This window comes from Parahoeflea alexandrii (assembly GCF_027214025.1).
GTDB lineage: Bacteria > Pseudomonadota > Alphaproteobacteria > Rhizobiales > Rhizobiaceae > Hoeflea > Hoeflea alexandrii_A.
This window is the reverse complement of record NZ_JAPWHB010000003.1, coordinates 326,417-340,865: the sequence shown is the minus strand read 5'-3', so window position 1 is coordinate 340,865 and position 14,449 is coordinate 326,417. Positions and strand designations below refer to the sequence as shown.

General features: G+C 62.9%; 15 protein-coding genes. 10 read left to right on the top strand and 5 right to left on the bottom strand.

Features of this window, described 5'->3' with window-relative positions:
- The first annotated feature begins 111 nt into the window (after positions 1-111).
- On the top strand, positions 112-717 hold the full coding sequence (locus tag O4H62_RS12050) for a hypothetical protein (RefSeq protein WP_269388088.1): 606 nt from the start codon (positions 112-114) through the stop codon (positions 715-717).
- A gap of 71 nt (positions 718-788) precedes the next feature.
- Here O4H62_RS12050 and O4H62_RS12045 read toward each other — a convergent pair whose 3' ends face one another.
- The gene (locus O4H62_RS12045; protein ID WP_269388087.1) at positions 789-1,481 is read right to left on the bottom strand and encodes a helix-turn-helix transcriptional regulator; all 693 of its coding nucleotides are present in this window, start codon (positions 1,479-1,481) and stop codon (positions 789-791) included.
- A 118-nt stretch (positions 1,482-1,599) separates the two neighbouring features.
- On the opposite strand from O4H62_RS12045, the gene O4H62_RS12040 reads away from it, so the two are divergent.
- From O4H62_RS12040 to O4H62_RS12030, 3 genes are all read left to right on the top strand, one after another.
- Entirely contained in the window at positions 1,600-1,848 is a 249-nt protein-coding gene (locus O4H62_RS12040; RefSeq protein WP_269388086.1) for a hypothetical protein, read from the top strand.
- Positions 1,849-1,911: 63 nt separating this feature from the next.
- Positions 1,912-3,174 carry a 23S rRNA (adenine(2503)-C(2))-methyltransferase RlmN gene (rlmN, locus tag O4H62_RS12035; RefSeq protein WP_269388085.1) on the top strand — a complete coding sequence of 421 codons (1,263 nt, stop codon included), beginning with the start codon at positions 1,912-1,914 and terminating at the stop codon, positions 3,172-3,174.
- A 10-nt stretch (positions 3,175-3,184) separates the two neighbouring features.
- On the top strand, positions 3,185-3,676 hold the full coding sequence (locus O4H62_RS12030) for a hypothetical protein (RefSeq protein ID WP_269388084.1): 492 nt from the start codon (positions 3,185-3,187) through the stop codon (positions 3,674-3,676).
- Here the strand turns inward: O4H62_RS12030 and O4H62_RS12025 are convergent, their stop codons facing one another.
- Positions 3,677-4,324: a LysE family translocator gene (locus O4H62_RS12025; protein ID WP_269388082.1), complete on the bottom strand. Its 648-nt coding sequence runs from the start codon at positions 4,322-4,324 to the stop codon at positions 3,677-3,679.
- Between the two features lie 122 nt (positions 4,325-4,446).
- Positions 4,447-5,301, bottom strand: coding sequence for an SDR family NAD(P)-dependent oxidoreductase (locus O4H62_RS12020; protein WP_269388081.1), 855 nt, complete (start codon positions 5,299-5,301; stop codon positions 4,447-4,449).
- Between the two features lie 205 nt (positions 5,302-5,506).
- On the opposite strand from O4H62_RS12020, the gene O4H62_RS12015 reads away from it, so the two are divergent.
- Together O4H62_RS12015 and O4H62_RS12010 are read left to right on the top strand one after the other, a co-directional pair.
- Positions 5,507-6,736 carry an argininosuccinate synthase gene (locus O4H62_RS12015; protein WP_269388080.1) on the top strand — a complete coding sequence of 410 codons (1,230 nt, stop codon included), beginning with the start codon at positions 5,507-5,509 and terminating at the stop codon, positions 6,734-6,736.
- Positions 6,737-6,876: 140 nt separating this feature from the next.
- A complete protein-coding gene (locus O4H62_RS12010) occupies positions 6,877-8,928 on the top strand; it encodes a M3 family metallopeptidase (protein ID WP_269388077.1) in 2,052 nt (683 codons plus the stop codon).
- A 39-nt stretch (positions 8,929-8,967) separates the two neighbouring features.
- Here O4H62_RS12010 and O4H62_RS12005 read toward each other — a convergent pair whose 3' ends face one another.
- On the bottom strand, positions 8,968-9,549 hold the full coding sequence (locus O4H62_RS12005; protein ID WP_269388076.1) for a VOC family protein: 582 nt from the start codon (positions 9,547-9,549) through the stop codon (positions 8,968-8,970).
- Between the two features lie 418 nt (positions 9,550-9,967).
- Between O4H62_RS12005 and typA the strand changes: the two genes are divergently transcribed.
- The 3 genes from typA (at position 9,968) to O4H62_RS11990 (ending at position 13,111) form a co-directional block, all read left to right on the top strand.
- The gene (gene typA / locus O4H62_RS12000; RefSeq protein WP_269388075.1) at positions 9,968-11,794 is read left to right on the top strand and encodes a translational GTPase TypA; all 1,827 of its coding nucleotides are present in this window, start codon (positions 9,968-9,970) and stop codon (positions 11,792-11,794) included.
- A complete protein-coding gene (locus O4H62_RS11995) occupies positions 11,794-12,453 on the top strand; it encodes a chloramphenicol acetyltransferase (RefSeq protein ID WP_269388073.1) in 660 nt (219 codons plus the stop codon). Before typA ends, O4H62_RS11995 begins: the two co-directional genes overlap by 1 nt.
- A 151-nt stretch (positions 12,454-12,604) precedes the next feature.
- Entirely contained in the window at positions 12,605-13,111 is a 507-nt protein-coding gene (locus O4H62_RS11990) for a GNAT family N-acetyltransferase (protein ID WP_269388071.1), read from the top strand.
- A gap of 27 nt (positions 13,112-13,138) precedes the next feature.
- Here the strand turns inward: O4H62_RS11990 and O4H62_RS11985 are convergent, their stop codons facing one another.
- The gene (locus tag O4H62_RS11985; RefSeq protein ID WP_269388069.1) at positions 13,139-13,750 is read right to left on the bottom strand and encodes a hypothetical protein; all 612 of its coding nucleotides are present in this window, start codon (positions 13,748-13,750) and stop codon (positions 13,139-13,141) included.
- Positions 13,751-13,915: 165 nt separating this feature from the next.
- On the opposite strand from O4H62_RS11985, the gene ppa reads away from it, so the two are divergent.
- Entirely contained in the window at positions 13,916-14,449 is a 534-nt protein-coding gene (gene ppa / locus O4H62_RS11980) for an inorganic diphosphatase (RefSeq protein WP_269388067.1), read from the top strand.

Below are 14,449 nucleotides of genomic sequence, written 5' to 3'. Positions count from 1 at the left end.
CGTACTATGTCTGCGCAGCCGTCTTTTTCACATCGTGATCGCGCATAGCGTGTGGATCATAGATGGAACAGTTTCCCGAAAATCCACAAACGTGCTCGTTCGAGAATTGACATGAAGCGCAGCGATCAACCCGACTCCATAGATATCGCTAGTCAGCAAGGTGAGCGATGGAAGCGGGCCGGGAAACCAATTTTCGGTATCTTCATTTCTGCACTCGTACTCACCATTGCATACTGGCATGACCGCGGCGAGACGTTGCCGCCACTTGACGATATCGTCACGACCGACAGCATCCGGATCGCACGTGGCGGTAAATATTGGTCCGGACTGTGGATGATCTGCTCAATAGGGCCGCAAATCAGGCTCGTGCTCAATACCTACCTGCCTACACAGCTTGATCGTATCGGTGATGGGTGGACAGAATCCCTGCGTGCTGATGTCTACATATGGGTCGATCGCACGATTGCGAAGCACCGCAGCGAGACCAAAGCCAAGCTTATCTTCCCCGATGCCGTCTGGCGCCGCAAAGGAGGCGATGACATCCTGTTGACCTCTCCATTACCGGCTGCGGAGATTCCGGTTCTCTCTGCAGCATACCTGCCGACACCTCCGGAGAGATTGACTATGTTCTTCGCGGAGCACGGCACGGAAATGCGCGGCGTCACCGATGGGAACACAATCTCCGCTTTCGCGAAGCGCTGCCTCGCAAGCGAGTAACAGCTTGCCGTGCCACCACCTTCGCACATTGAATTGATGCCACAGGCGAAAGGCTGAACGCGCAGTCCAAGTCAGGCCCCGGCGCTGACACGGTCCCAGCGGTTCTGATCGGGCCAGATAGCCCTCAGCGCATCGCCCTGCCCGGTAAAGAACGCATCCAGGACGCGGCACTCGTAGATCCGGTCGGTGCGGAAATGCCGGAACCCGGCCCTGAGCTCGCACCAACTCGCCAGCATCACGCATTCGAGGTGATAGACCAGCGCCAGAGGCCGCACCGTCCTCGTCGTTCGGCATCCCTGTTCGTCCTGGTAGACCAGCTCCAGCTTGCGCTCGGAACGGATCGCGTCGCGCAGCGTCGACATCGACACGCATCCCTTCACCGGATCGTCGATGGCCGCCCCCCACGGCGCCACCTGCAGCCAGTCGGCGGGACCGTGCAGCGCGTCGATCTTCTTGTGGATCCGGCCCGCCGCCCGTTGCAGCGCGCTGTCTCCAGTGCGCGACAGCAGCGCCAGGCCGACCCTGAGCGCCTCGATCTCCTCCATGTCGAAGTTGAGCGGCGGCAGGTCGTATCCCCGGCGCATCACATAGCCGATGCCCGGCTCCCCCTCGATCGGCGTACTCATCATCTGCAGCGCGGCAATATCGCGGTAGATCGTGCGGGTCGAAACCTCGAGCTGCCGCGCCAGGCTCTCCGCCGTCATCGGACGGTCCGTCGCGCGCAAGATCTGGATGATTTCAAACAGGCGGTTCGATCGGCGCATCGGCAAATCCCTCCAGGGCACTGCTGACACTCTATCACCATCCACTGACAACAGGGTGTCAGCAGTGACCAGCTATCCATGCCATCCAGACAACCGCGAGACAGCGAGGAGAGCTTCGATGAGCTATTATGACCATGGCGTGATGATGGCCTTCCGGCTCGGCCCCTGGGCAAGCAGGCCCGCTACCGGGGTGGATCTGGATATCGAGCATGCGGCGATGTTGCAGCAGCGTTTCGACCAGCCTCCGTCGGCCCGCGGCGCTGTACCGCGGATGTTCGAACGGCTCGCCAACAGGTGGAATCCGGGCACTCGCCGCCGGTGCCCCAATGATCAGGAGACCGGTGACACTCCGCCAAAACCGCGCTGATGGTGACGGACCGGACAAAAGCTGATACAGCCCGGTCTTCGCCAACAAGAGCGCCCGATACCGATGCCTGCCACGATCGACCTGACAGACCCTTCCGCACGTCCCGCCCGGGCTACAGCGGAGAAATCCGCAACCCGGCCGATGGACGGCAAGCCGACGCTGATCGGCATGAGCCGCGAAGAGATGGTTGCGGCCATGGCCGACGCCGGCGTGCCCGAGAAGCAGCGCAAGATGCGGGTCAACCAGATCTGGCACTGGCTCTACGTGCGCGGCTCCTCCGATTTCGCCGACATGCACACGATTTCCAGGGAGCTGCGGGAAAAGCTCGCCGAGCGCTACACCGTCGCCCGCCCCGAGATCGTCGAGGAGCAGATCTCCAATGACGGCACCCGCAAATGGCTGATGCGGTTTCCGCCGCGCGGCGCCGGCCGGCCGGTCGAGGTCGAGACCGTCTACATTCCCGAGGAAGGCCGCGGCACGCTGTGCATTTCCAGCCAAGTCGGCTGCACGCTGACCTGCACCTTCTGCCACACCGGCACCCAGAAGCTGGTGCGCAACCTCACCGCCGAGGAGATCCTGTCGCAATTGCTGGTCGCCCGCGACCGGCTTGGCGATTTCCCGCACAAGGACACGCCGCAGGGCGCCATCGTGCCGGCGGAGGGCCGCAAGGTCACCAACATCGTCATGATGGGCATGGGCGAACCGCTCTACAATTTCGACAACGTCAAGCAGGCGCTGCTGATCGCCTCCGACGGCGACGGCCTGGCGCTGTCGCGCCGCCGCATAACGCTCTCGACCTCCGGCGTGGTGCCGGGCATCGTCCGTACCGGCGAGGAAATCGGCGTCATGCTGGCGATTTCGCTGCATGCCGTTCGCGACGAATTGCGCGACGAGCTGGTGCCGATCAACAAGAAGTATCCGCTCAAGGAACTGCTCGACGCCTGCCGCACCTATCCCGGCGTGTCGAACGCGCGGCGCATTACCTTCGAATACGTCATGCTCAAGGGCGTCAACGACAGCCTGTCGGACGCCAAGGAACTGGTGCGGCTGCTCAAGGGCATTCCGGCCAAGATCAACCTCATTCCGTTCAACCCCTGGCCCGGCTCGGCCTATGAATGTTCGGACTGGGAGACGATCGAAACCTTCGCCGATTTCGTCAACGCCAACGGCTACGCTTCGCCGATCCGCACGCCGCGCGGCCGCGACATCCTGGCAGCCTGCGGCCAGCTCAAGAGCGAATCCGAGCGCATGCGCAAGAAGGATCGCGACGAGCTCGAAAACATGGCCTTGCAGGCGATGATGATCGCCGGCCACGGCGCCGATTGATCCCCCGCGAATGAGCGACATTCTACGCCTTCTCGTCCGGATGTTCGCCATAGCACTCGGCTTTTTCGCCGGCTGCCTGGGAGCCGGCCTGACTTACGCCTTTCTCGCCCGCCTCGTCGTGCCGGAGGATTTCGGCCGTTTCAGCGAGCTCGAGCTGACCGTGACGCTGGTGATCGGCGTGTTCGGTGTGGCGAGCCTGTTTGCCCGCGCGGTGTTGCTGCCGGCCTTTGCCGTCATCGCCGTCTTCGAATTCTGGCGCAGGCGCGACTGGCTGAGTTACGCGCTAGCCGGAGGCCTTATCGCTCTCGCCGCGAGCAGCCTGCCGATCGCCACGGTCACGACCACCGGAACGGCGGCGGAGCCGTCGTGGATGCTCGCGATCCATGCCGCCTGCGGCATCATCGGCGCCTCGATCTACTGGTTTCTTACCGGGCGCAGTGCCGGGCGCTGGCTGCCGAGCGAGCGCGCGGCTGCAACGGACCGAGACAATACCGGGACCTGATCAGCGGCTCTGGGTCAGCAGGATCTTGACCGCGAACACCGAAAACACCGCCGCGAAGACATAGTCGACGACCCGCATCACCTGCGGCTTGCGCCTGAGCCAGTCGGCCAGTCCGTTTGCGCCGAACACCACGAGGATGGCGACCGGCAGCGCGATGGCGATCGACAGCACCCCGAGAAAGATCAGCTTTCCCGTCACGTGCGGATCATCCACTCTGACGAATTGCGGCAGGAAGGTCATGAAGAAGATGATGACCTTCGGGTTGAGAAGATTGACCCAGAGACCGTTGAGAAAGGCCTTTCCCATCGAAGCGTCCTTCTTGCCCGAGGCCTTGACGGAGAGCACCGAGCGGTTGCGCACGGCCTGGATGGCAAGCCAGAGCAGGTAGCCGGCGCCGCCGGTCTTGAGCACCAGGAAGGCGACCGGCGAGGCCACGATCAGCGCCGACACGCCAAAGGCCACCAGCAGCGTGTGGATGGCAATCCCGAGATTGGTGCCGAGCAGGGTCATCAGGCCGATGGCCCGCCCGTCGCGGATGGTCCGGCTCATCCACAGCGTCATGTCCGGACCGGGCGTGATCGCCAGCAGAAGCACGGCAAAGCTGAAGGCGGCAAGGACGGGCAGTCCCGGAATGTAGGTTGTCAGCATGGTGGTGATCCAGATCGAGAGGAAACTGTCTTATGCCAGTTTCGTCTTCCGGCCAATCCACCCTTTTGCGGCCTCCACCCGGACCTTTTATCCCGAAAGCCCGGCAGCCGTGCCGGGCCGTCCTACTGCTTGAGAAAGGCCTTGAACCTGTCGGCCCAGTCCGGATGCCAGCGCGACAGCGGCGGCCGGTTCTCGATGATGTCGCCCGCCGCCCAGGCAATGCGCTTCTCGTCGGTGGCGCGGTCGACATCATTGTCCGGGCAGAGAATGTAGAAGTCGCCCCGCTCAAGACTGTCCATCATGAAATCGACCGTCTGCTCCGGGGTCCAGGCGGCTTCCGGTTTTTCGGCCCGGCCCCGTGCGGTCAGCGGCGTGTAGACGAAGCCGGGAATGAGCAGGTGGGCGCTGACCTTGCAGTCCGGCATGTTGCGCAATTCATGCTGCAGCGCTTCGGTGAAGGCCTTCACCCCGGCTTTGGCGACATTGTAGGCGGGATCGCCAGGTGGCGTGGTAATGCCCTGTTTCGAACCGGTGTTGATAATCATGGCCGGTTCGCCATGCGCGACCATGTTCAGCCCGAAGACCCGGGTTCCGTTGATCACGCCATAAAGATTGACCTTGAGCACATTATCCCAGTTGACCTGCGCGCCAAACATGCTGCTTCCGGGCTGGATGCCGGCATTGTTCATCAACAGATGCACCCGGCCGAACCGTTCCAGCACCGCCCGCTCCAGCGCGCTGACCGCCTCGATATCGCTGACATCGGTTTCGATGGAAACGACATCGGACTCCGGATTTTCGGAGACCGACGCCACCGCTGCACGGGCTTCCGCCAGCCTGTCCCTGTCGACGTCGGCCAGAACGACGCACATGCCGCGGGCGGCAAAGGTCTGGGCTGCGGCAAGGCCGATGCCCGAGGCGGCCCCGGTCACAACCGCGACGTTGCCCTTCTCCATTACCGACTGTAAATGGGTCATTCTCGTCTCCTTTGGTGTCGATCGACGGCTGGCGGGACATTGCGTGGGGCGATTCGTCCCCGGATGCAATGCCGCCGGGCTCGATGTGCCTGTGCAGGCTTAACCCTTGCATGGCGCTGTAAACCGGCTAAAAGTGCGGCAAATTCGTGGCCCCGGAAATGAAACAAGCTCTGGGGCAAAGCATCAAAACAGGAAGACAGTATCCATGGCATCGCACAAGGACGTCAAGAAAGTCGTTCTCGCCTATTCCGGCGGCCTCGACACCTCGATCATTCTCAAATGGCTGCAGACCGAGTTCGGCGCCGAAGTCGTCACCTTTACCGCCGACCTCGGCCAGGGCGAGGAGCTCGAGCCGGCGCGCAAGAAGGCCGAGATGCTCGGCATCCCCGACAAGAACATCTACATCGAGGATGTGCGCGAGGAATTTGTCCGCGATTTCGTCTTCCCGATGTTCCGCGCCAACGCCGTCTACGAGGGCGTCTATCTGCTCGGCACCTCCATCGCCCGCCCGCTGATTTCCAAGCGACTGGTCGAGATCGCCCGCGAGACCGGTGCCGACGCTATCGCGCACGGTGCCACCGGCAAGGGCAATGACCAGATCCGCTTCGAGCTGTCGGCCTATGCGCTCAACCCGGACATCAAGATCATCGCGCCCTGGCGCGACTGGTCGTTCAAGAGCCGCACCGACCTGATCAAGTTTGCCGAGGCGCACCAGATCCCGGTCGCCAAGGACAAGATGGGCGAAGCCCCGTTCTCGGTCGACGCCAACCTGCTGCACTCCTCGTCCGAGGGCAAGGTGCTGGAAGATCCTGCCATTGAAGCCCCGGAATACGTGCACATGCGCACGATTTCGCCGGAAGCCGCTCCCGACAAGGCCACCATCATCAAGATCGGCTTTGAGCAGGGCGACGCAGTCTCGATCAACGGCGTCCGCATGAGCCCGGCGACCATTCTCGCCGAACTCAACAATTACGGCCGCGACAACGGCATCGGCCGGCTTGATCTCGTTGAAAACCGCTTCGTCGGCATGAAGTCGCGCGGCGTCTACGAGACCCCCGGCGGCACCATCCTGCTCACAGCCCACCGGGCGATGGAATCGATCACGCTGGACCGCGGCGCAGCTCACCTCAAGGACGATCTGATGCCGCGCTACGCGGAGCTCATCTATTTCGGCTTCTGGTTCTCGCCCGAGCGCGAAATGCTGCAGGCGGCGATCGATCTCAGCCAGAGACACGTCGAAGGCGAAGTCACGCTCAAGCTCTACAAGGGCAACGTCATGGTCACCGGCCGCGAGAGCGACAAGTCGCTCTACTCCGATGCGCTGGTGACGTTCGAGGACGATCGCGGCGCCTATGACCAGAAGGACGCGGCGGGCTTCATCCGCTTGAACGCGCTTCGCCTCCGCACCCTGGCTGCGCGCGACCGCAAGGGCTGAGCCACCGAACATTTCCGATGACAGGAGGCGGGGCCGGCGGTGGCCCCGCCTTTTTTATCTCCGGCTCGCGCGCCATCCAGCCCGGTGCCTTGTCCATCGGCGCCGGCGAGCCTACATGCAGCTTCAACAAGGAGCCTTTCATGACCGCATCCGCCTCCCCCGTTTTCGACTGGAACGCGACCCTCGGCCTGCCCGAATTCGAGCGAATCGCCGACGCCGACTTTGCCCCGGCATTCGAAACAGCGCTTGCCGAGCACGATGCCGAGATCGAAGCCATCGCCGCAAATCCGGAAGCGCCAGATTTCGCCAACACGATTGAAGCGCTCGAGCTCGCCGGAGACAAGCTCTCCCGGGTCTCGTCGCTGTTCTGGAACCGGGCCGGCACCGACACCAATGACGTGATCCAGGCGCTGGAGCGCGAGATGGCGCCACGCCTGTCGCGCCATTACTCGAAGATCGCCATGAACCGCGCCCTGTTCGAGCGCGTCGACAGTCTCTACCGGCAGCGCAAGGATCTCGGACTGACGCCGGAACAGGACCGCCTGCTCGAACGGATATGGAAGTCCTTCATCAAGTCAGGCGCGGCACTGGATGAGGCCGGCCAGAAGCGGCTGGCGGAAGTGGGCGAGACCCTTGCCGGTCTCGGCGCCCGTTTCGGCCAGAACGTGCTGGCCGACGAAAGGGACTGGGTCATGCTGCTCGACGACGGCTCCGACCTCGAGGGGCTTTCCGACGATCTGCGCGCCGCCATGGCCGCCGTCGCCGAAGACCGCGGCCACAAGGGCAAATATGCCGTCACCCTGTCGCGCTCGATCATCGAGCCGTTCCTCACGTCCAGCGAACGGCGTGACCTGCGCGAAACCGCCTTCAAGGCCTGGATCGCCCGCGGCGCCAATGGCGGCAACACCGACAATGCCGCGCTGATCTCCCAGATCATCGCCCTGCGCAACGAGAAGGCCACGCTGCTCGGCTATGACAGCTACGCCGCCTACAAGCTCGACGACACCATGGCCAAGACCCCCGATGCGGTGGAAGCGCTGCTCGGCGATGTCTGGGCTCGCGCCCTTGAGCGCGCCGATGCGGATCGCGCCGAGCTGGCCAGGCTGATCGCGGAAGAGGGCGGCAATCACGAGGTCGCTGCCTGGGACTGGCGCCATTACGCCGAGAAGCTCAAGGCCCGCCGCTTTGCCTTCTCCGCAGCCGAGCTCAAGCCCTATTTCCCGCTCGACCAGATGATCGACGCCTGTTTCGACGTCGCCAAACGGCTCTTCGGCATCACCATGACCGAGCGCAAGGACATTCGCGGCCCGCACCCCGATGCCCGCGTCTTCGAGGTCCGCGATTCGGGCGGCGACATGATCGCCACCTTCATTGCCGATTACTTTGCCCGGCCATCCAAGCGCTCCGGCGCCTGGATGAGCGGCATGCGCAGCCAGCACAAGCTCGACATGCCGGACGGTTCAAAGGGTGAGAAGCCAATCATCACCAATGTGATGAACTTCGCCAAGCCAGCCAAAGGCCAGCAGGCGCTGCTCTCGCTCGATGACGCGCGCACCCTGTTTCACGAATTCGGCCACGCGCTGCACGGCATGCTGTCGGATGTGACCTATCCGTCGCTTTCAGGCACCTCCGTCAGCCGCGATTTCGTCGAGCTTCCGTCACAGCTCTACGAGCACTGGCTGACGGTGCCCGAAATCCTCGAGAAGCACGCCCGCCACTACAAGACCGGCGAACCGATCCCGCGGGCGCTGCTCGACAAGGTGCTGGCGGCGCAGACCTTCAATGCCGGCTTCGCCGCGGTCGAGTTCACCGCGTCCGCGCTCGTCGACATGGCCTGGCACACCGCCGGCGAAAAGGCCGATCCGGCGACCTTCGAGGCTGAAACATTGAAAAAGCTCGGCATGCCCGAGGCGATCGTCATGCGCCACGCCAGCCCGCATTTCCTGCATGTGTTCTCCGGCGAAGGCTATTCGGCCGGCTACTATTCCTACATGTGGTCGGAAGTGCTCGATGCGGATGCCTTCGCCGCCTTCGAGGAAACCGGCAATCCTTTCGACCCGGAGATGGCCGGCAAACTCAGGACCCATGTCTATTCCGCCGGCGGCTCGCGCGACCCGGCCGAGCTCTACCAGGCGTTCCGCGGCCGCATGCCCGACGCCACGGCAATGCTCGAAAAGCGCGGCCTCGCCTGACCGGCAAGACCTGGGGCGAATCCGGCGCTTGAGTGAGGCTCAGTAGGCTTTCTTCGGCGTCCGGTCGTCCGACAGCGAGCGCCGGGTGCGTGTGATGATCGCCTCGATGGCGTCGGCCAGATGGATCTCGGCGATGTTGTAGTCTCCGCGCTCGACCCGGATCTTGTGCGCCTCGACGAAGACTTCGGCATAGCTGACGCCGGCCGGCGGCTCGAACCGGTAGGCGGCAAGCTCGATCAGGAAGCCCAGCGGATCGGTGAAATAGATCGAATCCATGAAGCCCCGGTCCTTGACCCCGCTGTGCTTGATGCCGCGCTCGTCCAGCCGCTCGACAGCTTGCGAGAAAGTGGCCTTCGACACGTTGATGGCGAGATGGTGAACCGCGCCGGGCTCGGTCGAGGTCCGCGCCGGGTCGGGCTTGCGGCTTTCATCGGTGAAGACGGTGATCAGACGGCCGTCGCCCGGATCGAAATAGAGATGGCTTTCCGACGCCCGGTCGAGATTGGGTTGCTCGAAGACGAAGGGCATGCCGAGCACCCCTTCCCAGAAATCGATCGATGTCTGCCTGTCCGCACCCACCAGCGTGATGTGGTGAATGCCCTGTGCCTGCAATTTCCGCATCTTCGTCTCCCGCTGCCTTTCGTTTTAAAAAAACAATAGCAAACGGCAGCGAAACGGCAAAACACCGGTCGGGAAACAGAGCGTCAACCCGCCGTGACCGGCGCGGCGGCAGGTTTCCCGTTGGCCGGTATCGTCGACGGCGCATGTCAGGTCCCAGGCTAATGATCCGCGACGACAGGAAGGTCCCCACTGATGTGCGGTTCCAGGCCAGGACCGCTCGAATAACTGTTTCGACACCGGTACGATATGATGTAGAAGGGAGACTGGAACCCTTCATTTGCTCCATTAAGGCTGTCGGGCAAAGATATCTTTCGCAACCGCAAAAAAACCTGTATAAGCCCGGCAAATTCCGGCGTTTGCCGGCCGGCGCCGGATGCACATCCGGCGTTTTTGTATTCTCCAGAATGAGACCTGATCCATGTCCCTGCGCAATATTGCGATTATCGCCCACGTTGACCATGGCAAGACCACGCTTGTCGACGAACTGCTGAAGCAATCCGGTGTCTACCGCGAAAACGAACGCGTCCAGGAACGCGCCATGGATTCCGGCGACATCGAGAAGGAACGCGGCATCACCATTCTCGCCAAGGCCACCTCGGTGGAATGGAAGGGCAGTCGCATCAACATCGTCGACACCCCGGGCCACGCCGACTTCGGCGGCGAGGTCGAGCGTATCCTGTCGATGGTGGACGGCGCCATCGTTCTGGTCGACGCCGCCGAGGGCCCGATGCCGCAGACCAAGTTCGTGGTCGGCAAGGCTCTGAAGGTCGGCCTTCGCCCGATCGTCGCCATCAACAAGATCGACCGTCCCGACGCCCGCGTCGATGAGGTCATCAACGAGGTCTTCGACCTCTTCGCGGCACTTGACGCCACCGACGAACAGCTCGATTTCCCGATCATGTACGGCTCGGGCCGCAATGGCTGGATGTCGGCCGGTCCGGATCGCCCGGAAGATGGCGGATCGCTGGCGCCGCTGTTCGACCTGGTTCTCGAGCATGTGCCCGAGCCCACCGTGGCCGAAGGCCCGTTCCGCATGATCGGCACGATTCTCGAGGCCAACCCGTTCCTCGGCCGCATCATCACCGGCCGCATCCATTCCGGCTCGATCAAGGCGAACCAGTCCGTCAAGGTCCTCAACGCCGAAGGCAAGCTCTTGGAAAACGGCCGCATCTCCAAGATCCTGGCTTTCCGCGGACTTGAGCGCCGGCCTGTTGAAGAGGCCCATGCGGGCGACATCGTCGCCATTGCCGGCCTGTCCAAGGGCACGGTCGCCGACACCTTCTGTGACACGTCCGTCACCGAGCCGCTTCATGCCCAGCCGATCGACCCGCCGACCGTCACCATGACCTTCATGGTCAACGATTCGCCGCTCGCCGGCACCGAGGGCGACAAGGTGACGAGCCGCGTCATCCGCGACCGCCTGCTCAAGGAAGCCGAAGGCAATGTCGCACTGAAGATCGAGGAATCCGAAGGCAAGGATTCGTTCTACGTCTCCGGCCGCGGCGAATTGCAGCTCGCAGTTCTGATCGAGACCATGCGCCGCGAAGGCTTCGAACTGGCCGTCTCGCGTCCGCGTGTTGTCATGCACAAGGACGACAACGGCACCCTGATGGAGCCGATCGAAGAAGTCGTGATCGACGTCGACGAGGAGCATTCCGGCGTCGTCGTGCAGAAGATGTCCGAGCGCAAGGCCGAAATGACCGAGCTTCGCCCGTCGGGCGGCAACCGCGTCCGCCTGGTCTTCCATGCGCCGACACGCGGCCTGATCGGCTACCAGTCGGAACTTCTCACCGACACCCGCGGCACCGCGGTGATGAACCGCCTGTTCCATGATTATCAGCCCTACAAGGGCGATATCGGCGGCCGCACCAATGGCGTGCTGCTGTCCAACATGGCCGGCGAGGCTGTCGCCTATGCGATGTTCAACCTCGAAGACCGCGGCCCGATGATCATCGAGCCGGGCGACAAGGTCTACATGGGCATGATCATCGGCATTCATACCCGTGACAACGATCTCGAAGTCAACGTGCTCAAGGGCAAGCAGCTGACCAACATCCGCTCCGCCGGCAAGGACGAGGCCGTCAAGCTGACGCCGCCGATCCGCATGACGCTGGACCGGGCGCTGTCCTGGATCCAGGATGACGAGCTGATGGAAGTGACGCCGAAGTCGATCCGCCTGCGCAAGCGTTACCTCGACGCCAACGACCGCAAGCGCTTCGGAAAAGCCGGCGCAAACGCCGCCTGATGACCTCGGGGCCGGCAGACGCGCGCGAAATCGATCTAGCGACCTGGTCAAGGGCCGGACAGTTCAACCTGTTCCGGACCTATGACCGGCCGCACTTCGCCACCACCGCGCGCGTCGACGTCACCGCCCTGATGACCCGTGGCAAGCCGCAAGGCGTCTCGCCCTACCGGGCCTTCATCCATGCCATCGGCGCGGGCGTGCATGCCGTGCCGGCGCTGAAGATGCGTTTTTCCGGCGACCGCGTGTACGAATATGACGAGATCTCGCTGTCGGCCACGGTCCCCCGGCCCGGCGACACCTTCGGATACGCCTACATCCCCTATATCGCGGACTGGGACCGGTTCGATGAAAGCTGCAAGGCGATCATCGAGGAAACCGCCAGGGGCGCCGATCTCGGCGCCAACACCGGCCAGCGCTTCGATCTCGCCTATCTCTCCTGCCTGCCATGGATCGATTTCACAGCGCTCGACAACGCGCTGCCCGGCCCGGACGACTGCATCCCGCGCTTTTCCTGGGGCAAGTTCGTCGAAGGCCCCGATGGCCGCTGGAGCTGCCCGGTCGCCGTCCAGGTCCATCATGCCCTGGTCGACGGTCTGCAGGTCGGCCAGTTCTTCGAAGCCGCGCAGAAAAGCCTCGACCGGTTCGCCGACGGCGCCTGACCGGTGGCCGGCGACAGTGCCGCGCTCTTGCATATTTCCTTAACAAACGGTTAACTCACCTCACGCAGTCCACAGAACAATGCTGTGGGCAGAAGCCGGAGAAGGCCGCATGTGGCTTCTTCGGACATACCATGAGCGGTAGTGTGAGCGCATGAGCACGTTAACGATCGACATACGGCACGCCGAGCCGCAGGACGCGGAAGCCATCGCCGGTACCCATCGCGCGGCATGGAGCCATGCCTATTCCGGCATCCTGCCCTACAAGTCCCTCCGGCACATGCTGGAGCGCCGCAATGTCGGCTGGTGGAAGCGCGCCGTGCGCGGCTCGACCTCGATCCTGGTGCTCGATGTCGGAGGCACGGTGGCCGGCTACGCCACGCTGGGCCTCAACCGGGCCCGCTCCCTGCCGCAAGAAGGCGAAATCTACGAGCTCTACCTGAAGCCGGAATACCAGGGCGTCGGGCTGGGCAAGCGGCTGTTTACCGAGGCCAGGCACCTGCTGGAATCGCTCGGCTGCAAGGGCGTCGTCGTCTGGTGCCTCGAAGAAAACCTTTCCGCCGTGGACTTCTACCGCTTCCAGGGCGGCCGCGACGTGGCCGAAGGCCACGAGACTTTTGACGGCAAGACCCTCAAGAAACTCGCCTTCGTCTGGAACTGACCCGGACTGCCGGGCCTGCAACCGGCTTCATTCCTGTTTCAGGCTTTCCGGCAGGTAGCTTGACGTCATGCCCGCCGAGGCTCCTCTTTTCCCGTGCCATAGGGCTTCGTTGTAGCCGCAGGCGAAGTCCGCCGCGTCCTGATCGGCGACCTTCCTTGCCAGTTCGTTGGCGTTCTTGTTGGACCGCGCGTCGACATAGCCGACCACGCAGGAAAGGCCGTCATCCGCCTGGGCGACACGGGAGATCACCAGTACCTGGCCACCGTTCCCCGAACCCTCAGGATCCGAGATGAAATAGCGCAGGATCGCGGCAATAGGCTTGCCTCTGTCGTCCAGCCGCCACTCGATCTTCTTGCCGGGCGAGTTGAATGGGCCGAAGGTTTCGAAGCCTTCGTCGATAAGCAGTTGCAGGATCGGGCCGAAAAACACCGAAGCCCGCAGATCGCCTTCCTTGAAGTAGAACGGATAGTCCCGGTAGCCTTGGCATTTCCAGACGCCGCCGATGTTGTCGCTCGTGATGGTCTCGCAGCCTGTCAGATCCGGGTCGAGATCGGTGTAGGCGCTCGAATTGGCCAGCGCCGACCCCGGCGCAAAGGCCAGGACCATGGCCGCGGCCAACAGGCTTGTACGTGGTAACATCGGGCTGCTCCTGCTTGAAATCTGAGACTATGGTACCGGTTGCTTGCGCCGGAATCAAAAAATTCGAAGCCCATATGGGCGAAAACAGCATGGCTTATGTTGCGTTGCACCACAAATGCCAGTATCGAACCCCCAACGTCAGCGCTTAGCCTCAAAGGATGTCAGATGCGTATCGATGCAATCGCCATTGGCAACAACACGCCAGAAGACGTCAACGTGATCATCGAGGTGCCGGTCGGCGGTCAGCCGATCAAGTACGAGATGGACAAGGAAGCCGGAACACTGGTCGTCGACCGCTTCCTCTACACGCCGATGACCTATCCAGGGAACTACGGTTTCGTTCCGCATACCCTGTCGGACGACGGCGACCCGATCGACGTTCTGGTCTGCAACACAAGGCCGCTGGTCCCGGGCTGCGTCATCAATGTCCGCCCGATCGGCGTTCTGATCATGGAAGACAATGCCGGCCAGGACGAGAAGATCATCGCCGTGCCATCGCCGCACCTGACCCAGCGCTATGCCGGGGTGGAAGACTACACCGACATGCCGGAAATCACCCTGCAGCAGATCGAGCACTTTTTCGAGCACTACAAGGATCTCGAACCCGGCAAGTGGGTCAAGATCGGCGGCTGGCGCGATGCAAAGGTTGCTCGCCAGCTGATCACGGAAGCTATCGACCGGGCCAAGGCCAAGGGCTGA